Source organism: Wolbachia endosymbiont (group B) of Lycaena phlaeas (genome assembly GCF_947251875.1).
Lineage (GTDB): Bacteria > Pseudomonadota > Alphaproteobacteria > Rickettsiales > Anaplasmataceae > Wolbachia.
The window spans coordinates 1,131,926-1,156,491 of the sequence record NZ_OX366392.1 but is presented as its reverse complement, the minus strand read 5'-3'; the positions used below and the strand labels follow the sequence as shown (position 1 = coordinate 1,156,491).

Here is a 24,566-nt window from a genome sequence, read left to right as displayed (position 1 = left end):
TCAGTACAGCATGTAACGATAAAACTGAGAAAAAAGAAGCGTGGGTAATAGGAAGTCTAATAGCGCAGTAACACAGAACCCCAGGTCAGGCCTGCACCTATTGAAATCAGCAGTACCAGATTTCCTGATTTTATTTTTGATTCTTGTATTGCATAGTCTAAGGCCAGTGGAATTGATGCTGCTGAGGTGTTTGCATGCTTATCAACGGTATTAATCACTTTCTCTATAGGAAAATCTAATTTCTTTACTACTGCTTCAATAATACGAATGTTTGCTTGATGGGGAATTAACCAGTCAATATCAATGATTTTCAAATTATTGCATTTCAGAGTTTCCTCTACTGAGGCTGTTAACTTATCCACTGCATGTTTAAACACTTCTCTTCCATTCATAAGTATCTTTCCAGAATCACGAGTAGAGGATACCCCTCCGTTCGTACATAGTATGTCCACATTGCCATCAGAGTGTAAGTTTGTTGATATGATGCCGCTGCTACCCATTTCTGATTTTATTATCACTGCACCAGCACTATCACCAAAGAGTACACAAGTTGACCTATCTTCCCAGTCAACAATCCTAGACATTATTTCAGCACCAATAACGAGCGCATATTTTATTCTATTGTGAGATTTTATGAGCGAATCAGCAACTGTAACTGCATATATAAAACCAGAGCATGCTGCTTGTACATCAAAAGAAAATGCATTTTTACATTTTAACTTACTTTGTACAATCGTTGCACAGCTAGGCAAAGTTTTGTCAGGTGTTGTTGTTGCAACTATGATCAAACCAATTTCATCTATTGAAATTTTCGCTTTTTCTATAGCATTTTTTGCTGCATTAACAGCTAAATCTGACGTTAGTTCTCCTTCATCTGCTATATGTCTTTGAACTATTCCTGTTCTTTGCCGTATCCATTCATCGTTTGTTTCAACTATCGATGCAATTTCGTTATTACTCAAAATTTTTTTTGGTAGGTAAGAACCAGTGCTCAATATGAAACTTTTATTCAATATGACTTACCCCGTTAATTATCTTCTGGTTCAAATTTTCACTGATTGCATTTACTGCAAATTTTATAGCGTGAGCAAAAGAAATAGCATCAGAATTTCCGTGGCTCTTTATAATGATACCATTTAGCCCTAAAAACATAGCTCCACTTCTAATTTTAGGATTAAAACGCTCTAATGCTTTATTTAGCTTGGGTTTTAACAATATGCCGACAAGCATTTTTGTCATCCATGAATTAAATACTTCCTGTTTTATTAGACTGATAAAAGTACCAGCAGTTGCCTCAGCTGTCTTGAGCATTACATTACCAACAAAACCATCAGCAACAATTACGTCTATATTACCATCTAAAAATTCACTTGCCTCTATATATCCTTTGAAGTTAATACTTGGAGCATTTTTGAGTAACTCAAAAGCTCCTCTTACTGAGTCAGTACCTTTCACTTCCTCTGTACCAATGTTTAGCAAAGCGACTTCAGGATTTTCAACTTTTAATGCTATTTTTGCAAATATACTCCCCATTAATGCAAATTGAAATAATGAGTCAGTATTACAGTCAACATTTGCACCAAGATCAAGCAATGCAAAGCTTTTTGTCTTAGTTGGACAGACAGATGCAATAGCAGGACGATAGATATTGGGTAATGTTCCTAAAATAAATCTGGAGATAGCCATCAATGCTCCAGTGTTGCCTGAAGACACCATCCCAAAAGCTTTACCTTTTTTCACTGCTTCAATAGCTGCCTTCATACTTGAATCTTTGCGATGTCTAAGTGCAAAAGAGGGTTTATCATTTGGAAGAACATTATCAGAGCAATGGGTAAATTCGGAGTTATCGCTTACTTTTTTGTATTTTGGAAGCAAAGGAGATATTTCTTTCTGATCTCCATAAATATGAAAAAAAACTTCAACACCTGGGTCAACAAGATTATCCAAGAAAAAACTAGCACCTTGAATTACGGAAAGAGGTGCAAAATCCCCTCCCATAGCATCAAGTGCGATAACTATGTTGTTGTTGACCGTGGGTAACATATCATGAGTTACTCCGCCTTTTGTTTAATGAAAACACGTTTTCCTTTGTAACTATTGTCAACTGCTATGTTGTGAGGCAACATGAATTCTCCAGTTGTTGCACATACTACAATATTCTTAGGCTTAATAGCATGATGAGAACGATGCATATTACGCCTTGACTTTGACTTTTTTCTCTTCGGAACTGCCAAAACTTACTCCAATTCAATTATATAACACAATTTATTAGTAGCATGTTTTTTACAAGGAGTAAATAGCAAAATAAATAAGGTTTTCTTATACAATTCAGTCTTATAAACTTAAACTCAAGCATTTTGATCAAAGTATATTGAACTTAAGACATATCTTGACTATACTCTGGCGAAGTTAATAAAAATTTTAATAAAATCAGTAAAACTAATTTTAGCTAAGATAAATGTAAAGTGAGTTCCTTTAATATAGACAGCGTTAGAATAATCGGTAGATGCTTTATGAACTTTCTGTTGAGGATTGGTAACGCATTTGTATTTTTTATTCAATCTCTATACCACTGCTTTATTCCTCCATATTATTTTAGCAATGTGGCAAGACAAATTATAGAGATAGGCTTTTTCTCTTTGCCAATTGTTGGGCTCACTGGAGTTTTTATAGGAGCAGTGATAGTTTTACAGAGTAGCTTAAGTGGTATATTGATTAATCAAGAACAAGTAGTACCTAAACTTGTTACGATCACTATCATTAAAGAGTTAGGGCCAGTTTTGATCAGCTTAATAATGGTAGGAAAGGTTGGGTCCTCAATTGCAGCAGAAATTGGCACGATGCGCATCACTGAACAAATAGATGCACTTACAACTTTGGACATCAATCCTTTCAAATATTTAATTGTACCAAGAATTCTAGCGTCAGTTATAGTATTTCCAATACTTACAGTATGTGCAGATCTAATAGGAATATTTGGAGGGTATGTCACCGCAGTCTTTGAATTTAACCACAATTTAAATATATACATAAAATATACAGCTCAATTCTTTAATATGTACGATTTTATTGTTGGGCTAATGAAAGCGACTGCTTTTGGAGCCATAATTTCTGTTTCAAGTTGTTATTACGGTTACCATTGTAGGGAAGGTGCACGAGGAGTAGGTGTTGCTACAACATCAACTGTTGTTTTTTCGTCCATATTGATCATTTTAGCAAACTACTTGATTACTTTGATACATGTATAGCCCCATAATATCAATATTGAACCTAAGCTTGTCTTTTGATGATAGAACGATATTAAACAACATAAGTTTTAATATATCGAAGGGGGAATCATTAGTCATACTTGGCGGCTCAGGAAGTGGTAAATCTGTATTAACAAAAATAATCATTGGATTGCTAAAACCAGACTCAGGGTCTATTAAAATAAATAGTGAAAGCAAAAATAAATTTGGAGTCTTATTTCAAAATTCTGCTTTATTTGACTACGTTACAGTGTGGGAAAATATATCTTTTAATTATAAAAAGCGCTTTAATATCAGCGAAAAGGAGGCAAAACAGCTAGCAATCGAGAAGTTAAATGATGTTGGACTGGAGGAAAGCATAGCAGATATGTTTCCAATCGAGCTATCAGGCGGAATGAAAAAAAGAGTAGCACTTGCAAGGGCGATTGCGCACAATCCAGAAATTATTGTATTGGATGAGCCAACTTCAGGATTGGACCCAATTATGTCAGATATGGTAAACGAGATAATAATAAAATTATCTAAAGACTTTAACCCTACAATTATCACGATTACACATGATATTCATAGTGCATTTAAAATAGCTGATAAAATAGCAGTATTATACGAAGGGAATATTATCTACCACGGAACTGTCCAAGAAATACAAAATACTAATAACGAATATATAAAAAAATTCATTCATTATATATAGCTATAGGTTTACAAACGATATTGTGAATGCCACATCTAGCATAACTTGAGCTACTGACAATTGTCGTTCTGTTACTAGTGTAGTGCCACGGTGGTATGGTGTGTTAGCTATAAAACAACGCATTAAATATAGCTAAAGTAACTTATATCAATTTTTATTATTATGCCAATTCCAACTGCGGAAATTTATTGAATTTGTTACTTCACTACTCAACAGCAATTACAACTGATGATTTTATTTCATTCTACTACCTGCTGATTTATTTTCTGCTCAGCATATCCATTAAATCAGATTCTTTGAGTTTATTATGATCAACTTTACTGAATTTATTCACCATAGAGCTCATTTGATTATACTGCTTAATTAGAAGATTAACGTCAGTTACACTTGTTCCGGACCCCTTAGAAATTCTAAGTCTTCTTTTGCCATTTAAAATATCTGGATTTTGCCTTTCTTTTTCGGTCATTGAGTTTATGATGGCTATATATTTTTTCACTTTATTGTCGTCTGGCACACTGCTACTTAGCTTTTTTGTGAATGAACTAGGGATGAATTTCATTATGTTGCTAATGCCATCCATTTTACTCAGAGTTTTTAACATTCCCACTAGGTCGTTTAGATCGAATTTACCCTTTTTTACTTTCTTTTGTAACTTATCAATTTCTTCCTGACCAACAATCTCAGCAGCTTTTTCAACCAATGATACAACATCACCCATGCTAAGTATCCTTTTTGCAATTCTATCGGGATAAAAATCATCGAGGTCACTTAATTTTTCACCACAAGCAATAAATTTAATTGGACAATCGGTGATCATTTTCATAGAAAGAGCAGCACCACCACGTGCATCACCATCAACACGGGTGAGAATAATGCCGGTTACACCTATTACCTCATTGAATGATTTGGCAATGTTGACCGCATCCTGGCCTATCATTGCGTCGGCTACTAAAATAACTTCTGCAGGTGAAGCTATTTCCTTTACGGCTTTCAACTCATTCATCATATTATTGTCAATATGAAGCCTGCCTGCGGTGTCTAGTATTAATACATCATAATTATCGTTCTTTGCTGCTGCCAGTGCCCTTTTTGTAATTGCAATAGGCTCCTCATTTATTACTATAGATAAAGTTTGTACGTCTATCTGTTTACCTAGCACCTCAAGTTGTTTCTGGGCAGCCGGCCTATAAATGTCTAAAGAGGCAAGCATCACTTTTTTCTTTTGCTTTTTTAGCTTGAAAGCAAGCTTTCCTGAGGTGGTTGTTTTACCCGCACCTTGTAGGCCCACCATCATAATCACAGCAGGGGGTTTAGCTGCTAGGTTTAAGTCGCTTTTCTCTGATCCGAGAACTGCAACTAAATTATCCTGCACAATTTTGATTATCATTTGCGATGGAGAAACGCTTTTTATGACTTTTTCCCCAATCACTTTATCTTTAATGTCATTGATGAATTTTTTCGCAACTTCAAGTGAAACGTCAGCTTCAATTAAAGCTATACGTATTTCACGCATGGCAAGGTTAAAATCATCTTCAGAAATGATTGACTTTCCTCTCAGTTTACTAAATACAGAATTTAAACTTTCGGTTAACGATTTAAACATAATAGCGCTAGTAGAATACTCATTAAAAATAGAGAAGAAGCTGAAACAAAACTCACTGAGTTATAACTCAGCACTTCTTTAAGTTTAGTAATATTATTAAAGTATAAACTAGCAAGTGAATTAGTCAAGTTTTGCAGTACGTTGGCAGACATTTCTCTCACTTTAAAGACCAGTTGATTGAACAGCAAGACAGTATAAGGTATGAAAGCTCTAAAAATCCAATCAACATCCATTTTAAAATTTATTCTTGGCAAAAATAACTTGCGTAAAGGAATAAACAATAAAGTGGTACATAGTAATAAATAAAACTGAGACCAAATGTTTTGTGTATTGTACACCAGATCAAAAATTGAAGGTTTATTGTAAATAGGTAAGTAAGGGTTGCCAGCGATTACGCATATAAATGCTAAAATAATCATAGTCATTTTGCCTCCCTTATCTGCTAAAGGTTTCGACTTACTTTTTGCAATAAATATGTAGTAAAGAAACTTGAGCCCCACGCTTAAATAAAGCAGTAAATTTAGAGTCTTGTATAAGTTTTTATACACTTCTAAATTAGCACTACTTGCTTCAATCTCGGCTGTAATGTATGATTTACTAATAAATCCAGCGGTTCCAGGAAATGCAGCCATTGTAAGTATTGCAATTATAGCACACATGCCTTCCACTGACATCAGTTTACCTACTCCATTAAAACTAATTGTTCTTGTTCGTGAAATAATCGAATTGCTGACCACAAACAATAATGATTGATAAACAAGAGAGAAGATTATATGCAGTATCAAAATTGGTATTGCCTTTTCCGAAGGGCTGAGTAAACCTCCTGCAATAATCAGTAAGCCCATTTGTCCTACAATATTATAGCATAAAAATCTACGAATATTTTGCTCAAGAGAAGCAAATATAATGCTGTAAATTGCAGTGATGGCGCCTACAAGCGCTAATATTTCAGTACAATCTTGCCATAGGTTATAAGTGTGTAAAAGCATCACTAAAAAAGAGACTTTAGTGGTAAATAAAGAGAGATATGTGGTGCCATGTAGCGATGCAGCAGGATATGCATCAACAACCCAAAATGAAAAAGGAAAACAAGCGCAGTTTATCAATAAACCCAAAATTATCAGGTTAGTGCTTTGAAGTGCCAATCCTGCTATTAATATAACTCCAACGAAAAAGTGTACACAAGCGTACCTTATTGCAGGTCCACTATCTCTACAGCCAGCTGCGATAGTAAAAAATGCACTGACGGTCATTAATTCACAGAATATTATAACCAATATCATCTGCTTGGATAAAATTGCACAGAGTGAACAGGTAGTGTAAGCAGCAAAAGATAGCATCTCTGAAAAAGTCAAATTTTGTGTTGGTAGAACAGCTAAAAATGCAACTGACAAAAAAGATATTAGTACGATACGAAAAGATAAATCAAAATCTAGAATTGGGAGAGACCAATTTACTGCAATGCTCAAATTTTCAGGTAATTTTAGAACTATAACTATTAATGCAGTCAGTAGAAGTAGCAGTGACGATTTATAAAGTTGCACAATAATTTAAACCAATATGGTTTATGCTATCTTAATATATGAATAAAATCAATTTGCATATTAACCACTAATTAAACTAATTACCATATAATTATATCAGGGTTTAGAGGGTTGTAGAGAAACCGGTCAGATTAGGTTTTTAATCTAATCTGACCGATAGCTTTAATAGTGAGGTAAGCTTTAATATAGCACTCCTAATTCATAGTGCTACACTCGTGCATAATTTATTTTTAATTTGTGCACGAGCGTTAGTAAATTATTTACTTTTTGAAATAAAGTTTGGCGTCACTTTAATACCAAGAACTTCAGTAACTCCACCAATTGAAAGTTATTTACTCGCTTTCTCTTAATTATCTGTACAAATCTAATGTAGCTAGTAGTTTTCAATTCACTCATTCAACTTTTATGACCTTTGCAATAGTTGATCCTATTAAAGAATTATTTGTTAATTTAGTTTTTTATGTTTTTTGGATAATGGTATAGATAGGTTCCACTAACAAGTAGCGGAATATTAGATTGTTTTCAGTCTATAGTCAAGTGCTGTAATTACGCATTTGAGCAGCAGATACTGGAACTCAGAAAGCTCTTGAGTAGCTATATAGTGAAAAATTAGATTATAAAATCCTCTAACAGTACATTCTGTGTTGTACCATCATCCACAACTGTGTAATCAATATCACACTTATTGAGCCCACTTAATATCCTATTGTGGAAGTATTTTTCACCATAATCTTCCATAATAACAGTGATATAGTCAACACTGTCAATATCAGGGAGCTTATTACATATTTTTGGATCTTTGACTGCATAGTGTTGCGTAAACTTACACTCATTAACGTCATCTTTACAAAAAGAAATTTTTCCTTTTTGTTTATCATCTGTAGTCATGATAAATCTGTTGCCTTCTTTATCTCTTGCTATAAATTCATAGCTGTTCTTGTCTATAGAGTATTTTTCCTTTGGAAATGACAGTGTTAAGTTGTATGTCATAATGCTACCTTAATAAAAATTATTATTGTAGTATAGATTTATTAATAAATAATATATATTATGATGTAATTAGTGCGAAGTGGGTTTACCAGTTGGACCCATAAAGATTATTTCCTCTCCTTCTCTTAAGCCTCTGCACAAATTAGTGGAGCCGCCAGTTTCAAGCACAATAGTGGAAATAATTCCTTTTTTTTTGTCTACTTCAGTGCCGGTTACAGCTATACCTTCCATAGCAAGGGTTGTATTATTGACTTTTCTGCTATTGATTGCAAAATTTTGCAACCTAAAGAATTGTCCGGGTTTAAAATTTTTTGCCGCAAGTGGTGCTTTGATCACTATTTCCACAACTTTGTCAGTTAAATATTGAATTTTTATAATCTTTGCGGTGAATTGCTCTTTGATTCTATTAAAAAATTTTTCGTTAGCCAGGTGTTCTGATATTATTCCAGCGCGTGACGCTTTAGTGTACAAATGCTGCAATTTGTAGGTAATTCGCATAGTAGGTGGTGTTATGCAAGTAGCTGACACTGTAATCCAGTTCTGACTATACAACCATCTGATGTACTCATTCAAAATTAAGTTTTCTGGATCCCAGTGTCTGGGCACTGGAATGACATCTTTTTTGGTGAAAGTTACTCTTACATTACAACATTCATACAAGTGTGCATATGACTCCGAGATTCTAGCTGGAGTGGGAGAAATGAAGCTAACTCTATTCAAAAGCTGAGAAATGATAGGGTAGCCGTTCTTAGCACTTGCCATAGCTTTCACGACGCTGCCGCTATACGAAGGGTGAAGATCACCAAAAAAGCTAATTGTTTTATTGTCTTGCTTATATACCAATATCCTGTCTTTATCCTGCATCTTAGGAGAAAATACTGGATCTATTTCTTTTCCTAATGAGTTTAAATGAATAAAATATCCATTACTTAGTTGAAAATGCTTTTTATCTTCTGTTGCAATAGCCGTGTTTGGTTCAGTGCCTGCTGCTATGAGAATAGAGCGTGCTTTGATACATTTAATTTCGTGGGATTTTGTATCAATCAGTTTTATCAACTCAGCATGATTATATTTGTCTGTAACAATTTCAATAGGCTCTAAGTTTTCAATGAAGTAGATTCCTTCTGACAATGCATTTTGCACCTCTTCGCTATTTAATCGATAGCTCGGTGAATCTTTTAGCTCTTTTCTGTATATAATTTTCACTCCCCCGAAGCTCTTAGTTAGTTCCAATATTTTTGCTTCTCTATTCTCTTTTTTTGCTAACTCTTGCTCTGCTTGGATCAATTTTGCGTGCGATATAAGCTCATTTGCAATTTCATATTCTTCTTCCGTCCAATCTTTTTCAACATATTTCTTTCCATACTTATCAACTAATATCTCATAACGAAGAAGAAATTTTTCTACTTGAATTGGATAATATGCTAAAGCTTCAGTGGCAGTATCAATTGCAGTGAGTCCTGCACCTATGACAACTATCGGCATGCGAACTTGCAGATTTGCTATGGAGTCGAACTTAAGAGCACCGGTAAGTTGTAATGACATCAGAAAATCAGATGCCATGCGCACTCCGCGAGCCAGCATATTCTTTATTTTGATCATTCGTGGCTTGCCAGAGCCAAGTGCTAGTGCGATGTGATCAAAACCCAAGTTGAAGGCATCATCAACATTAATCGTGCCATCAAAACGAATGCCTCCATAAAGTGCGAAATTCTCACGCCTTTCCAGTAGTAATCTAATAATCTTTAAGTAATTTTTATCCCATCGGGAAGTAATGCCATATTCTGCCACCCCACCAAACCCATCTGCCATGCGTTCACTCAATTTTTCGTGTTTGAAATCTTTAATTAGCTGAAAATTATCGATCAAAGGTTCAATCTTTAGTCCATCAATGGCGATAACGTTATGCCCATCGTTTAATAAATGATGAGCTAAATTAAAACCCGCAGGACCAAGTCCTACAACTAGAACGTTTTTTCCAGTATTTTCTTTTGGCAATGGACGCTGAAAATTTAAAGGATTCCAACGGCTAAGCAGAGAATATATTTCAAATCCGTACGGCAAATTGAGTACGTCGTCCAAAATCCTTGTTTCAACCACTGGCACATTTACAGGCTCTTGTTTCTGATATATGCATGAGTTTATGCAATCATTGCATATTCTATTCCCAGTAGCTGCACATAATGGGTTATCTATCATCACAATTGCAAGACTTGCTATGCTATATCCTTCGCTTTTTACCAGATTCATTTCTGATATTTTCTGCTCTAGTGGGCAGCCGTGCAGCTCAACTCTAAGTGGAGACTTTTTGAAAGTGTTGTCATCATTGATTAGCCCCTTTGAGCAGCTGTCCTTACTTTGCTTATGACAAAATATGCAGTAGTGAGCATTATCTAGTGCTTTATTCAAACTCACCTTTTTGCTTGTTAGATCAAAACCATATCTTCTTTTCACCTCATTTGAATACAGAACCTCAACCTCGTCTACTTCTTTTTTCAAGAATGATACGAGATTTTCGTAATCAATTTTCTTATGTATGCTAAATAGTATACTCTGTTTATTTTTTACTCTCCAAACTGCATATTGAGCCGCAAGTTCTATTTCTTCTTTGTGATCCTCTTTATTTTCAAGCCAACTCATTACCTGCTCAGAAAAGTTTTTTTCTGTTGTCGGTAAAGTAATGAAACTATTTAATTTGTTAGTGACATAATCAATATTTGCTACATCAGTGTATTTCTTCAATGCATAACGCTGAACAAATAATCTTTTGCATCTGTATATTACAGCAAAGTCATTGTGTTTTTCCTTTAACTCTTCTACTTCTTTTTCAATATTGAAAAATTTTGCAATAAATTCATCAAGTAAATGTGAGAGATCCATTATTAACTGGCTATTACAACCATCTTTCATCCAAGCTGGAATCCATCCTTCTTGTTTTCTGGATCCCAGTGTCAAGCACTGGGATGAACACTGGGATGACATCGAAGAAGAAGCTGCTTTTTCTCTTGCTTCAACTAATGAATAAAACAAGCTTTCATCGCACGATTTTATGTAATCCAAAAACGCCTTATCTAACTTTATTAATTCATTACGAGTGTATAAGTTTGAAAATGAGATTTTGAAATTCAGTTGCATCTTTATACTATACAGTGTACATACTGTTTCTTATAGATGAAGATTTTATTTATCTTGCAGTTTTGCTAAGATTGTTGCTCCTGCAACCTCTTCTTTTCCAACAGATGCAACACACTTAAATTTGTATACACCTAAACGCAAACCTTCAAAGTTAGATTGAAGAATTAAGGTATCTCCTGGAGTGACTGGCTTTCTGAATTTTGCGTTTTCAATGGACATAAAGTATACAACTTTATTTTCTACTGTTTTTTTACCGAGAACACATATAGCAGATGCTTGAGCTAAAGACTCAATTATCAAAACTCCTGGCATTATCGGATGGCCAGGAAAATGACCAATAAAAAATTGCTCGTTGAAAGTCACGTTTTTAATTGCTTTTATACTCATACCAGGATCGCATTCTATGACCCTATCTACTAAGAGAAAAGGATAAGAATGTGGTAGTATTTTTATAATATCATTGATATTACATTGCATAAGTCTATTCAATGTTTTGCAAAGCAAATTCGGGTATTTCCTTGTTTACATTTTTTAATACTACATCCGATAAATCTACTTCATCCATAGAGTATAAAACTTGATTCTTTTTTGAAATAAATAGTACCAAATCTATGTTGTTTTTTTCTGCTGTTCTTTTAGCAACTTCTTTTATCTTGTTAAAGACACTTTCTACTGCTTCTCTATAATTTTCTTCTAAATGTGACATTTTCTTAGCGTAATTATCCCTAACACTTACAGTATGCTTACTAAATTGTTCTGTCTTTTCTTTTTTTGCTTCTTCTGACAAAAGGTCAAATTCTTCTTTCGATGGCTTAAATTTTTCTAACTCATTTTCAAATTCCTTCTGTAATCTAGAATTCTGCTCCTTTATTTGTTGTTGTATATTTTGCAGAGCCAGAGATTCATTGATAACCTTATCACTATCAATAATGGCAGCCTTTGTATTAAGCGTGCTCTGAGGTTGATACCCTACAAACTTATACCCCACAAATAAGGAAATAATTAAGGCAATAACTGATGTAAATAACTGTATATATTTCATTTAAATCCCCGCTTCAATAGAAATTTTAACGTTTGTCGATGGTATTGTGTCATAAGCTTCCTTTACTAAAGGAAACCCAAAATCTAATCTAATTCTACCAAAAGGAGAAGGCATTGAAAAGCCAAAACCTGGTGATACTCTTATAAGCTTACTATCGTAATATTTCCCACTATATCCCTTCTTTTCATCTAAACCAAAAAGTGTTGCATAGTCAACAAATAGTGAGCCTTTGATACCAGCATAGTCGTATAATTTAGATAGTGGAAAATCTACTTGCTGTGTTAAATTAAAATAAGTTTTGCCTCCCAATGAGCTTTGATTTTTGTCTTCTGCTCTTGGTCCAATGCCGGAAAGGTCAAATCCTCTAATCTCATTGCCACCTTTAAAGAAGTGCTGGCCAATGTTTAGATCTTCATCGGTATAAGAAAAAATATGACCTGCTGCTACTTTAAAGCGCAGTGTTATATCATCATCAATTTTGCTTAATATAGGATGTGTATAAAAAGATAAGAATTCAGATTTTAGGAAATTTACATTTCCCCATAATCCTGAAATATCCTGACTTAAACGCAATAAATATCCCTCTTTAGGAGTATAGAGGTTATCCAGTTTATTGTACGCTAACGTGTATCCCACTGATGAAACCTGATACTCACCTTCTTGATCTCTTATTATCTCAGAGATATCCTCATCTTTTCCACCCTTATTGTCCATGTGTATGTGATTATACTTATAAGAATATTGAAAGGAATTGGTTAGATTTTCTGAGATTTTATATGATACTTTTGCTATTCCTCCCCAGTTGCAGGTATCGAAAGTAGTGTTTGGTTTGTCTTGTTTTTCATAAAAAACACCCATGCCTAGTGAAGTATCAGAGTCGTTAAAATTATTTTCAACAGCGTCTATACTAGTAGAAAGAACATATTGACTTTTTTCAAGAGCAAAAGATACTTCTTTACCACTACCAAATAAATTACGATCTGTGAAATCGGTTTTAACAAATACTCCACCAGGAAGAGACATACCACCTGTTAAAGATAACGAGGCAGTTCTTTTTTCTTTAACATTTAAATCAAGATTCACTGCATTGTCATCCACTGTATAACTATTTATTTTTACTGTTTCAAAGAAATCACTATATATCAATTTTCTACGTGATTTTTGGATCTCAGATGTGTTATATGCGTCACCTTCTGCCATGCTAAGTTTTCTTCTAATTACTTTATCTAAAGTGCGGTCATTGCCATCAATAGTAATTTGGTTTATATAAATCTTTTTACCTGGTAGCACTTTGTAAGTTACATCCACAATATTGTTATGTTGTGTATATTCTGGATTAACTTTTGCAAATATATATCCTTTTTCGCTTAAATGTTTACTTATTTTTTCTGCTGTATTGTTAATTTTAACTCTATTAAATATTTGATTATTTTCCTCTTTGATAAATTCTAATATTTCTTCCCTTAAACTTAAATCCTGAATCTCAGTTTCAATATCAACTTCATTATTTCCAAATAAGTATTGCTGCTTTTCATCAATCAAAAAAGTTAACTCTATTTGGTTATTATTATCAACCTCAACAATTGGTTGGATATTATTTTGAATATATCCCTTAGATGAATAGAAGCGATCAAGCAGTTCTGTGTTAATCAGTAGATATTGAGGTGAATAATGAGTTCCGCTTTTAAAAATGGCTCTAAATAACTTACTAAATATATCATTGCTATGCCTTTTGATAACTTGCTCTAACTCATTTGCTGAAAAGTTTTTATTACCTATAAATCGTAAACCCTTAATTTTAGAAGTTCTTCCTTCTTTTATCTTAAAAATTAGGTTTATCCTATTGCTACCAAGCTTATCTAGCTCATATGCAATTTTAACACCAATTTTACCACTGTTCCTATAAAGAGTAGCTAGATTTATTAAATCGTTTTGTAATTTTGTTTCAGTGAAAATAGTTAGTGATTTTGACTGGATAACGTTATTTAGCAACTCTTTACTGTTAAATAACTTATTGCCTTTCAATATTACTTTGTTAATCAATGGATTCTCATGAATTTTTACTACTAAGTTTTTTTCATCATCGATATAGGCGTTAATACTAGCAAATAACTTTGTTTTATATAAATCTTTTATAACTGAATCTACATCATCATCATTTATATGATTACCTGGTTCTAATTTTGTATAAAACCTTATTGTTTGATCACTTACTCGCTCATTGCCAATATACTTAATATTTTTTATCTGTACTTTTTCCTTATTTTCTAGAGCAACAAGTAGAGTGGGAAAAGAAATAAATATTATTATTAGTATGTGAAATAACTTTTTCATATGTATCTTAAAAAAGATGCCTAATATCATTTGTGATTGCAACTGCCATCAACAAAAACAGTATGGTAGCACCAAAAGTGGCTGCATATTTTTGATATTTCAAACTCAAATCTCTACGTATAACTGCTTCTATAATATAATGAAATAAATGCCCACCATCTAGTAGTGGTATTGGCAGCAAGTTAATTGCAGCTAAATTCGCTGAAATAATTGCCATAAAATATAGAACCATAATAAGTCCCTTTTTAGCTGATTGCCCTGAATATTTTGCAATTTTTATTGGCCCACCTATTTCATTTATACTCCTTTTACCAACAACAATTTGAAAGAGTGCTTTGATTGTTAAACACATAGTGTGGTAGGTTTCATTCACTGATAGGCTAGCAGCTCCAAGAAAAGATGACTGTTTTAACCCTATCATATTAATTGAGGTAATTCCTATAGTTTTTCTTTCTATTATGTTACCAAAGACATCTCTATCCTCAACTGTAAACGGAGTTAGAATAGTTCTGTACTCTTCGTTATTTCTGCTATACTTAATTTCTATTCTTGTTTCAGGGTTGGACATTATCACGCGTGAAATATCTTCAAAGTATTTTATTTTGTACTCATTGATCTGTGTAATAGTGTCACCTGGTAATAGGCCAGCTTGCTTTGCTGCACTTTCTTCAATTACATTACCAATTACTGGTGGAGTACGATAATAACCTGCCACGCTGAAAAATATTGTGAAGGCTATAACGGTAAATATCATGTTTGCAAAAGGCCCTGCAAAAACTATTGCTGCTTTTTGATATCGAGGTTTTGTATGGAATGAGTATAATTTTTCTTCTTCAGTTAATTTTTGTTGATCAACAGGAACGCTTGCTGCATTAGTATCCCCTAACATTTTAACGTAACCACCCAATGGAAAGGCACTTAATTTCCATCTAGTTCCAGACTTGTCGTTAAAACCAAAAATTTCAGGACCAAAGCCTATAGAAAAAGATTCAACTTTAACCTTGCATGCTTTAGCGACAATATAATGCCCACATTCATGCACGAATACTATGATAGAAATTATTAAAGAAAACGATAAAAAATAATATATTCCAGCGCTAAGTTGATGAGAAATTAATTCCACCTATGTTTTAAATCTTAATCAAACGTTGAGTATATTAAAATGCGCCTTGCTTGACAAGTATTTAGTTTAGTCTTTAAATTAAAAAAAAGTTTAATGACAATGATAGATATCTCCTTATTAAGAAGAAAACTGATGTATAGGAGTTGGCATAGGGGTTGTAAAGAAACTGATATACTTTTAGGGCATTTTGCATTGAAATATCTTGATAAATTTTCCTTAAGTGAACTAATTGAATACGAAAAAATAGTTGATCTTGATGATTGCGAATTATATTGTTACATAACTCGTAAGAGACTTCTCCCCCCTGATTTGAGTAGTGAGGTAGTCGATTTGATTGCTTCCTTTAATCACTTATGCACCCAATAATCTTGTTTACCCTATCTAATACTTCAGCATATTCTACTCTTTTTTCCTCCTTATACTTTTTGCATTCTTGATTTATTTCGTCTAATCGCTTTGTTAATTCTAAAATTTTGTCTTCGAGAGTCAATGCTGCAAGTAAGAAATTTAATGCATCTGAGCCCTTACCTCCAGTTCTTTGAGATATGGAGCTAACTAGCTTGTTGAAGCTATTAGCAAGTTGTAATAAATGGTCCTTCTTTTTACTTTCGCAAGATATTTTATATGTGTTATTATGTATAACTATTTCTACTACTTGCATATGATGCTATATTGTACAACTTTCAAATTTACAATATAGATTTTCATTCATTTATCAAGAGGGATAACTTTTTACTGCTACGAAAATAAGTTTTAAAGTATTGATGTTTTGCAACCTTCTGTGACGTCAAATTACTTGCTTCTTTCAAGTTATAGCTTCTAATTGAAAAAGAACCAAACCCCCTGATTTCAACTCTATTATGATATTTTAACGTGTTTGAAAACACTCGAAAAAAACTATCAACTATGGCTGCTATAATAACCTTATCTAACAAAAGGTTTTTTTTTGCCACTTTTGCTATTATATCAGATTTCGTTGCCATTTATATGAAGCACAAGAAGTTATTTGGCAGATAATATTATATTATATTTTTCAACACCTACTACTTCAACTTGTATTTTTTCTGATATAGAAAACTTTTTATTTTCTGGTAAATGCTCTTGATCTACTAAAAGGGTTACATTGTTCTCAATTTCAACGATTAGACCATTTTCCTCTCTCTTACTTACAGTAACCTGAATTTTATCCCCTACTTTAACTTTCTCTATCAGTTCTTCAAGAGGATCATACTCTATTTGTTTTACTCCAAGATAAATTCTTGTCCGATCTACGTTAGCCCTTATCACTTTTGCTTCTATTTCATCACCTACATTATACTTTTTTATCTCATCTGAATTGTTTTTCGACCAACTTAGATTTTGCATATAAATTGTTCCTTCTACGTCCTCAGATATCTCAGAATTATCAAAAGTCACAGATATTTGTGAACCATTGTTGCTTTTAACTTTACCAGAAACAATAGAACCAAGAGGATATTTATCAATAAATACTTGCCAAGGATTCTCTACGCACCTTTTTGTGCTTAAACTCATCTTATTTTTAATAATGTCAATACCGAGAATTTTTACATCCACTTCTTGTCCTATTGTTACAAAACTACTAATTGGTAAATTACTCTTGCTCCAAGTTATTTCTGATGAGTGTACCAAACCCGCAATCCCAGGTTTAATCTCAACAATGAATCCACAATCTTTTATACCCGTTACGCATCCTTTGTGTACGCTGTTAATTGGGCATTTTGACTCTAGATCTTGCCAAGGATTGTCTCCTAATTGTTTTACACCCAGGGAGATTTTTCCATTTTCTCTATCTATTTTTATAATTTTAGTTTTTATATGCTGACCACAAGAAAAAATTGCAGATGGATGACTTACATTACTCCAAGAGATATCTGTAATATGTAGCAGTCCATCTATAACTCCCACTGTATCTGATTCATGAATGCCAACAAATGCACCGTAGTGAGTGATGCTTTTTATTTTGCCTTCTACTACATCACCTTCATTTAAAGATTCTAAAAACTTAATTTTTTCACCAGCATGCAACTTCTCTAATACCAGCTTTCTTGATACTACAATATTCCCCTGCTTCTTATCCATTTTAAGAACGATGAATTTTTGTTCAGTTTCAATAAGGTGATTAGCATCTTTTATTTGCTTCAAATCCACATGACTCAGAGGTAAAAACGCACTTATTCCATCACCAAGATCAACAATAAAACCGCATTTAATTGAGCGTTTAATGATTCCTGTTACTTCATCTTTTGTAATTGCGCTTTCTTCCAATTTATTCCATTTTTCGTCTCTGATTGCTTTCTCACGACTAAGAACAACATTACCATGGTAATCTTCAATTCTTTCAACATAAACTCTAATTTTCGCGCCAACAGTGATATCATCATTACAACTGAGCTCCTTAATCAGAATTCTTCCGTCTGACTTTAAACCAACATCAACCACAATATCATTAGAATTTCTTCTTGTGATTATACCTTCTACCACATCTCCTTCTTTGATTTTGTTAGCAAAAGAATCTTCACAAAAGTCATTGTCTTGATTATCAAATTGATCTTGAAATATCTCTTCTATGAACCTATTTGATGATAGCCTCTTGATAGCAACTGTACTTTCCATACCTTTTAATTTTAACTTCATTAGAACTCATATATTATATAATATTAATAATTAGTGACAAGTAAATTCTCATTAATTCATTTCGAGAATTGTTTAAGCTATAAAAGATTAAGTTATGTAAGATATGTTATCTAGGAATAATAATTGGATTAGGTCATTTTCCAGAAGATCTAGGTTGAAGTTGAATGTTTTGGAGAAGTATTCTATTAAAAACAGCAAGGAATCTATAAAAAAGATCGTAGACTTACAAAAAAGAATACGAGTAGAAATAGGTTTCGGTAATGGTGAAAATATGCTCCATCAGGCATTCAATGAATCTGATCTATTATTTATAGGATGTGAGCCTTATTTAAAGGGGGTCTCTTCCTTGCTAAAAAGCATAGAAGCACACAGCATAAAAAATATTTTAATATGGACAGAAGATGCAAGAGAATTAATTGCCAATTTTCCTGACAACAGTGTTGAAAAATTCTTTATTCTCTTTCCAGATCCATGGCCAAAAAGAAGTCACAACAAAAGACGGTTAATTAATACGGAATTTTTAAATTTATTAGCAAAAAAAATACTTGTCACAGGTGAAATATTTATTGCAACTGATCATCAGGATTATGCAGAGTGGATAGAGTTACATATAAAGCAGTGTAATTTTTTAACCTATAAGGAAGATAGTTTTGCAAATTATACCCCAACAAAATACCACAGAAAAGCGCTAGAATATCAGCGTAAAATAAAGTTTTTTAAAGTAAATGTTATATCTAAACTGACTTAGATTTACCTCTGCTTGTTAGTACAGATGTGTACATGACACTCTATAGTGCAAGTAGCCTACCATATACTGGGAATAACAGTTTACTGAATTCTTTAATCTCACAAATAGAAAGATCAATAAACTTGATAAACATCAACATTATCAGCCAGCATTGCTTTTGCAACTTCAATTCTACCTTTTTTATGATCGGTTTGGATAATTTTATAACCTATAGCATTTTGTCTAGCAACCAATCTGGTGCTTCTCTACCTTTTTCCCACTTAGCAAATCTCATCTTTTCTTTTAGGTAATATTCTCTATATGCTTCTATTGGGTTATTACATTTATATCGATCAGGTAACGCTTGTGTAAAAGCTTGTATATCAGCTGATCGAAATATTAGCAAATCCTTGTTATTATCGCACCAATCTATAACTTCTTCGGATTTATGCGTTCTTTTGTATCGCAAGCTATATTCTATACACAATTCTTTTCCATGTTTTATTAACCAATCAAAGTTTCCTTTTGATTGTCTAGCCCATAAAGAACAAGGATGGTTTTTGTGAGTAAGTTTATATGGAACTTCTATATTCTGGTTTGTAATGCTGACTAAAGGATTTGGCTCTTTTAATGCTATTGAAAAAACACTGCTAAGCAATTGAGCAGTTTCTAGCGGCATTTTTACTATGTGCTTATCGCATAACATTTGTGCTGCAGTTACAGGATTTTCGTCTAATATAAAGATATTCATCTAAGCACCCAGAGATAGAATTTTTGCGTAGTATTTATTTCAATAAACCCTAAAATATCATTCAGAAAATGGATAAAACTCAGTTAAAAAAATTATACACAATTCCGAGGAACCTTTTCAAGCTACAATGAACGTATCGCTACCACTCTAGCAATATTATTTCTCACCCACTGAAGATATTGCACGGTACTGTCTACTTGATCGTCGTGACGGATTTCTGGAAACATTAAAATCTCATACTCAAAGTCGCTAAGCCATACTGCTTGGTTAGGGAGAAAAACCCGCTCAGATTCTATAATTGGGACAATTCGGTGAAATCGAGTTAATTTGTCATCATGTGGTACTATTTGAATAATAGGTAAATCACTGTTTTTCCTGAGCTCCTGAACCAATTGCTGACCGCTTGCTTTTGCTTCGATTAAAATTGCGTGTGGCTTCCACCTTGCAGCCAGCGACAGAACTTTCTCTTTAAGTTTTGGATATTCAAGTTTTGCGCGATATACATCGAGTAAATAGAATGTATTATCTACTTTTGTCCAGGTAGTGCAGACACTAAAGTCACTTGTATTGTTTGTTGAAATTGCAGTATCCCAACTTTGTGTTACATGCAAGAGGCTATCAGGAAAATTTTTATAGCGCTTCAACCACTCTCGTTTAATTATAGCACTTGAAAGTGGTAGAGGGTTTTGTTGGTATTGAGCAGCAAAACCATAACTCCCAAGTTCAGCTTTTATCATCTCAATTTCTTCTTTTCCTTCAGTTAGGGAATACAACAATTGACCTTCTTTTCTTGAGTATATTTCCTGTTCATGCTCTGGAATATGATTATTAACTGAATAAATAATCTCCTTATCTTCAGCTATTATTGGTAAACAGACATGATGCCATATGTTTCTTGGTTTACAGAGGAGGTGACCAGTTAAATCTTCTAAATGGAGTCTGTGCATCACAAGAACGATAACTCCTTTTTTTCTGTCGTTGAGCCTGGTTACTAAAGCCTGATCAAACCAGTTTGCAGCACGCTTTCTAAATGTTTCGCTCAAAGCTTGTGCGGGACTTAGTGGATCATCCACGATAATGAAATCTCCACCTTCACCGGTTAATGTTCCCCCAACTGATGTTGCAATCCTACATCCTCTTTGCACTGTTTGAAATTTATATTTAGTGTTTTGATCTTTGCATAATTCTACTTTCGGAAATAGCTCTCTATACCAATCAGATTGCATTATGCACCTGGTATCGAGTGAGTGCTTTTCGCTGAGGAGCCGAGAATAACTTGCAACTATTATTCTTGCAGTTGGCTGATTTCCGAGTATCCATGCGGGCCATGCAACACTTACACAAATAGACTTCATTGAACGCGGAGGCATATTGAATATTATTCTTTTCACTTCACCTGAACTTGCCGCTTCAAGCCTATCCGCTATGACTTTTATATATTGATAATCATTATACTCACACCCCGGTACTACCGTTTGAAAGCATAATTCAATGAATTTTAAAAAGTTTATATTGTTCATAAAATTGAGATTTTGTTGATTTTTTAAGATTTTTTTGTATAATTATAGTGAGAGTTAAAATATGAAAGAAACAAGAGAGCAAACTGAGAGAGAATTTATAAAAACTCAAAACGGGATAAAAATAGAGACAATTACGCTTCTTGGTAAAAATCAAAACAATAATCGAGGTGAAAAACATCTGATATACTTTATTGGTGGAAATAGAGCGTTAAGCCCTGGTAAAGATTATTCCCAAAATTGGAATTGGGCCACAGAGCAATGTACATCTTTTTAATTATCCTGGACTTGGTTTAAGTAAAAACAGTTCATTGATACGTAGCAATAGAGTTAAATCTGGTATAGCAGTTGTAACTAACTTATTGGAAAAAGGTATAAAGCCAGATGATATCATATTGTTTGGAGACTGCCTAGGTGGACATGTGGCTGCAGAGGTTCATAAAAATTTTAAGTATAAGGATATACATTTAAGATGCATCGTTAGCAATGCTGCAAGTTCACTTAAACAAGCTTCTCTTTATTATTTTGGATTCATAGCAAAATTAAAAATTTTTCTTGCTCCGATAATCAAATTGGTACTAAAGATTTTTGGCTGCCACTGGAAGACATATAAAATCGTAAATTCAATTACTCCTTATACAATGTACTTTAATCGAGAGGGAGATAAAACGATAAAACAGCCAGCGCAACTTGCAACAGAAATAGAAAAAATAGATCAAAGCGGTAGAAGAAAAGATTACCAAAAAAAAGAAGTATTTGAAGATTTTGAGGAATATGAAGAATTTTTCAAGCAGTATACAATATTAAGAAAAAATGATGAATATATTGATCCTAAAAAAGCTGAGAAAGATATACATAAATTGCCAATTACGTGCTTAAAATCTTCCAACAAAACTGATTACACTTTTCCTGAGCTGATTAATTTATATATTCAAGCGACAGATGAATATTTTTCTAAACATGGCTCACTAAATAATGAAGAGAAAGTTAAAGCATTTAAAGAAAGTAAATTTTATAAAGATTTTTCAAGCTGTAAAAATTCAAAGGACTTTTTGCATAATTACATGAAGAAGCAAGAGATGTCATTTCAGCATGTGACAATAGAATCTGGGGAAAAAAGACCTTTCTTAACAAGTCAAAGAAGTCTAGGGTAGCGAGCTTTAAACTTTTGACGCATATGCTTTTTTCAACATTTTAGCCATCTGTATCTGTTCAGATGCATGCAAATATTGAAACCAGTGTTTCTTTTCTTGTCATCCGAGTACTGGGATCCAGAAGAATTAATTGTGAACAAATAGCTATACGATATTTTCAATGAAGTTACAAAAAAGCTGGATTCCACACTGGAATGACACCGTCATAAACTGCTAGGCCTTCATAATGTCATTCCAGTCCTCATAGTGTTTATCCCGGCCTTCATAATTTCATCCCAGTGTCCTCTTTCTCTTATCATCCCAGTACTTGATACTGGGATCCAGATGCATGGCTAATGCTGAAACCAATACTCCCTTTTCTTGTCATACGAGTACTGGGACCCAGAAGACTCAGGTAATAAGAACTAGATTCCAGCGCCACGCGCTGGAATGACACCGTCATAAACTGCTAGGTCTTCATAATATCATACCAGTACTGGTATCCAACTAAATTGGTGAACACTTTACAGCATTTTTGATAGAAAGAACTAGATGCCAGTGTCAAGCACTGACCCATTTTTTCCTTAAGTTTTTGCAGCTTGTGTTCTATTACAAAACCACTGCGTTACTAACGAGCGGCAAAATGGTAGCGAATCTAAACTAAAAAAATACATTTTTACACTGCTTGAAAGTCTACTCGATTCAATTTTAAAAACAATTATTGAAACAATTATAATATACTTTGTGCGTGGTTAAGATAGCTCTGGAATAGTATAAAGAACTATGTCATCATTGAAGAGAAATTCATCTGTTGTTTTGTACTCTTTATTAATTTTATAAGAATCATAAACATCGTAATCTGCTTTTGTATGGTAATCACAATATTGAAACTTACCCTCTTTATTGAAAAAGCCAAATTGATCAATTAATGTAGCCATTTTCTCACGTTTTGCTAATTCAAATACATCAGCTGGGCAGTGGCCTGAAGAATCTTGATTAGTAGTTCCTTTTGCAATAAAAAAAGATGGTTTATCGTTAAGTAACTTGCAGAAATTTGGCTTATATCCCTTTTTCATATAGTTTAAACTTGTATACTGGTATTCATCTGGAACATTTGAGTATTGAGAATCATACTTTTTATGTTCAAAAAACTCATTACCTAAGAAATTACAAAATGTTAATTTATAATCATCATTATTACTAGACTTAACGACTTTAAGATAATGAAAGTTTCTAGGAATTTTTATCTCTTCTTCTGTAACGTGATTATGTATGACCAATTGGTCATCAAGCATGCAGTAACCTATTTTTGGTAAAGTAGCTACAAGCTTACCGTTTAACATGATATCTGCTTGATAGATATTATCCGATAATTCTTTTCCCTTTTGCAAAGTAAAATTCTGCCCTGCCTTAGCTGGTGCACTGCATTGCTCAGTTTTAGTTAAGTTTTTTATTATTGTTGATATCTCACTAATTTCTAATATATCATGCTCATTTTTTGTGTATTGATACTTATAGCAACTACCATCTTCACATACTGGAAGACATTTTCCTTCTTCATCTGATATATAGATATAATCACCTTCTATTGTAAAATAAAGTCCACCTTTTTCTTCTTGAATTTTTTGTAGTACTGGGTCATTTTCATCGTTAAAATTGATAAAATTGAGTACTCCAGTTATATCTCTACCAGACAATTTGAGGCCAAAGTTAGGACTATCTTTTATGTTGTAAAGCGAAATCAAGATAGGTTTTGATTCAAGCTTTTCTATAATATTGTTTCTATTTGTACTTATTATAGCTTCTTGTTCTACAATAAGATCCTCTTTAATAGAGTTTCCACTTTCATCAGATCTTTCTGCCTGCAGGGGTAAGTTTCCTTCATATAAAGATATTTTATCTCCCTGCTTCTTTAACTTCAAACCATTAATATCCTCTACTTTAATTGTACCAATATGTGAATTGATAACCTTACTATTTTTGTTTAATATATAATATTCAGCAGGAAGTTTAATCAATTTTTTATAGAGCGGATTTTTATCCTCTATTTTAAATATATGTTTTTCCATG

Annotated in this window: 21 protein-coding genes and 1 pseudogene; 5 read left to right on the top strand and 17 right to left on the bottom strand. The window is 33.3% G+C overall.

All coding sequences use genetic code 11. The features are described 5' to 3' along the window. Positions 1-56 precede the first annotated feature (56 nt). From OPR37_RS05305 to rpmF, 3 genes are read right to left on the bottom strand one after another with little or no spacing between them, the layout of a single operon-like run. Entirely contained in the window at positions 57-1,013 is a 957-nt protein-coding gene (locus tag OPR37_RS05305) for a beta-ketoacyl-ACP synthase III (RefSeq protein WP_264684864.1), read from the bottom strand. After that, positions 1,006-2,043, bottom strand: a complete 1,038-nt coding sequence (plsX, locus tag OPR37_RS05300; RefSeq protein WP_264684863.1) for a phosphate acyltransferase PlsX — start codon at positions 2,041-2,043, stop codon at positions 1,006-1,008. The genes OPR37_RS05305 and plsX overlap by 8 nt, the downstream gene beginning before the upstream one ends. An 8-nt stretch (positions 2,044-2,051) precedes the next feature. Then, positions 2,052-2,234: a 50S ribosomal protein L32 gene (rpmF, locus tag OPR37_RS05295; RefSeq protein ID WP_006014434.1), complete on the bottom strand. Its 183-nt coding sequence runs from the start codon at positions 2,232-2,234 to the stop codon at positions 2,052-2,054. 231 nt (positions 2,235-2,465) lie between these two features. On the opposite strand from rpmF, the gene OPR37_RS05290 reads away from it, so the two are divergent. Together OPR37_RS05290 and OPR37_RS05285 are read left to right on the top strand one after the other, a co-directional pair. Then, complete coding sequence (locus OPR37_RS05290; protein WP_264376688.1) at positions 2,466-3,248, top strand: MlaE family ABC transporter permease; 783 nt, start codon at positions 2,466-2,468, stop codon at positions 3,246-3,248. Further along, a complete protein-coding gene (locus OPR37_RS05285) occupies positions 3,241-3,942 on the top strand; it encodes an ABC transporter ATP-binding protein (RefSeq protein WP_010405332.1) in 702 nt (233 codons plus the stop codon). The genes OPR37_RS05290 and OPR37_RS05285 overlap by 8 nt, the downstream gene beginning before the upstream one ends. 259 nt (positions 3,943-4,201) lie before the next feature. Here the strand turns inward: OPR37_RS05285 and ffh are convergent, their stop codons facing one another. The 8 genes from ffh to rseP all read right to left on the bottom strand — a co-directional run bounded on the left by ffh (position 4,202) and on the right by rseP (position 15,713). Continuing rightward, the gene (gene ffh, locus OPR37_RS05280) at positions 4,202-5,545 is read right to left on the bottom strand and encodes a signal recognition particle protein (RefSeq protein WP_264684862.1); all 1,344 of its coding nucleotides are present in this window, start codon (positions 5,543-5,545) and stop codon (positions 4,202-4,204) included. Next, a complete protein-coding gene (locus OPR37_RS05275) occupies positions 5,530-7,089 on the bottom strand; it encodes a proton-conducting transporter transmembrane domain-containing protein (RefSeq protein WP_264684861.1) in 1,560 nt (519 codons plus the stop codon). The genes ffh and OPR37_RS05275 overlap by 16 nt, the downstream gene beginning before the upstream one ends. 609 nt (positions 7,090-7,698) lie before the next feature. After that, on the bottom strand, positions 7,699-8,079 hold the full coding sequence (locus tag OPR37_RS05270) for a hypothetical protein (protein ID WP_213863887.1): 381 nt from the start codon (positions 8,077-8,079) through the stop codon (positions 7,699-7,701). Positions 8,080-8,148: 69 nt separating this feature from the next. Then, positions 8,149-11,214, bottom strand: a complete 3,066-nt coding sequence (locus OPR37_RS05265; protein ID WP_213863888.1) for a WPE palindromic element domain-containing protein — start codon at positions 11,212-11,214, stop codon at positions 8,149-8,151. A 45-nt stretch (positions 11,215-11,259) separates the two neighbouring features. Then, positions 11,260-11,691, bottom strand: a complete 432-nt coding sequence (gene fabZ, locus OPR37_RS05260; RefSeq protein WP_006014455.1) for a 3-hydroxyacyl-ACP dehydratase FabZ — start codon at positions 11,689-11,691, stop codon at positions 11,260-11,262. Between the two features lie 4 nt (positions 11,692-11,695). Then, on the bottom strand, positions 11,696-12,256 hold the full coding sequence (locus OPR37_RS05255) for an OmpH family outer membrane protein (protein ID WP_007302414.1): 561 nt from the start codon (positions 12,254-12,256) through the stop codon (positions 11,696-11,698). Further along, positions 12,257-14,590 (bottom strand): outer membrane protein assembly factor BamA, encoded by a 2,334-nt coding sequence (gene bamA, locus OPR37_RS05250; RefSeq protein ID WP_265016844.1) that lies wholly within the window; start codon positions 14,588-14,590, stop codon positions 12,257-12,259. A 7-nt stretch (positions 14,591-14,597) separates the two neighbouring features. Continuing rightward, a complete protein-coding gene (gene rseP / locus OPR37_RS05245; RefSeq protein WP_007302416.1) occupies positions 14,598-15,713 on the bottom strand; it encodes an RIP metalloprotease RseP in 1,116 nt (371 codons plus the stop codon). A gap of 99 nt (positions 15,714-15,812) precedes the next feature. On the opposite strand from rseP, the gene OPR37_RS05240 reads away from it, so the two are divergent. After that, positions 15,813-16,079, top strand: a complete 267-nt coding sequence (locus tag OPR37_RS05240) for a succinate dehydrogenase assembly factor 2 (protein WP_019236875.1) — start codon at positions 15,813-15,815, stop codon at positions 16,077-16,079. On the opposite strand, the gene OPR37_RS05235 is transcribed toward OPR37_RS05240, so the two are convergent. The 3 genes from OPR37_RS05235 to OPR37_RS05225 are packed head-to-tail and all read right to left on the bottom strand — an operon-like array spanning position 16,057 to position 18,368. Then, positions 16,057-16,374: a cell division protein ZapA gene (locus tag OPR37_RS05235; protein ID WP_007302417.1), complete on the bottom strand. Its 318-nt coding sequence runs from the start codon at positions 16,372-16,374 to the stop codon at positions 16,057-16,059. The genes OPR37_RS05240 and OPR37_RS05235 overlap by 23 nt on opposite strands. 43 nt (positions 16,375-16,417) lie before the next feature. Then, complete coding sequence (locus tag OPR37_RS05230; protein WP_007302418.1) at positions 16,418-16,696, bottom strand: HU family DNA-binding protein; 279 nt, start codon at positions 16,694-16,696, stop codon at positions 16,418-16,420. A gap of 19 nt (positions 16,697-16,715) precedes the next feature. Beyond that, positions 16,716-18,368, bottom strand: coding sequence for a 30S ribosomal protein S1 (locus OPR37_RS05225; RefSeq protein ID WP_264684860.1), 1,653 nt, complete (start codon positions 18,366-18,368; stop codon positions 16,716-16,718). A gap of 103 nt (positions 18,369-18,471) precedes the next feature. On the opposite strand from OPR37_RS05225, the gene trmB reads away from it, so the two are divergent. After that, on the top strand, positions 18,472-19,116 hold the full coding sequence (gene trmB / locus OPR37_RS05220; protein ID WP_007302420.1) for a tRNA (guanosine(46)-N7)-methyltransferase TrmB: 645 nt from the start codon (positions 18,472-18,474) through the stop codon (positions 19,114-19,116). Positions 19,117-19,324: 208 nt separating this feature from the next. Here the strand turns inward: trmB and OPR37_RS05215 are convergent, their stop codons facing one another. Then, the gene (locus OPR37_RS05215; protein WP_007302421.1) at positions 19,325-19,846 is read right to left on the bottom strand and encodes a pyrimidine dimer DNA glycosylase/endonuclease V; all 522 of its coding nucleotides are present in this window, start codon (positions 19,844-19,846) and stop codon (positions 19,325-19,327) included. A gap of 122 nt (positions 19,847-19,968) precedes the next feature. After that, positions 19,969-21,366: a phage terminase large subunit gene (gene terL, locus OPR37_RS05210; RefSeq protein WP_012481978.1), complete on the bottom strand. Its 1,398-nt coding sequence runs from the start codon at positions 21,364-21,366 to the stop codon at positions 19,969-19,971. A 61-nt stretch (positions 21,367-21,427) separates the two neighbouring features. On the opposite strand from terL, the pseudogene OPR37_RS05200 reads away from it, so the two are divergent. Continuing rightward, a pseudogene (locus OPR37_RS05200) lies at positions 21,428-22,517 on the top strand (alpha/beta hydrolase family protein). A 731-nt stretch (positions 22,518-23,248) separates the two neighbouring features. Here OPR37_RS05200 and OPR37_RS05195 read toward each other — a convergent pair. Continuing rightward, positions 23,249-24,565, bottom strand: a complete 1,317-nt coding sequence (locus tag OPR37_RS05195) for a hypothetical protein (RefSeq protein ID WP_019078607.1) — start codon at positions 24,563-24,565, stop codon at positions 23,249-23,251. Position 24,566 lies beyond the last annotated feature (1 nt).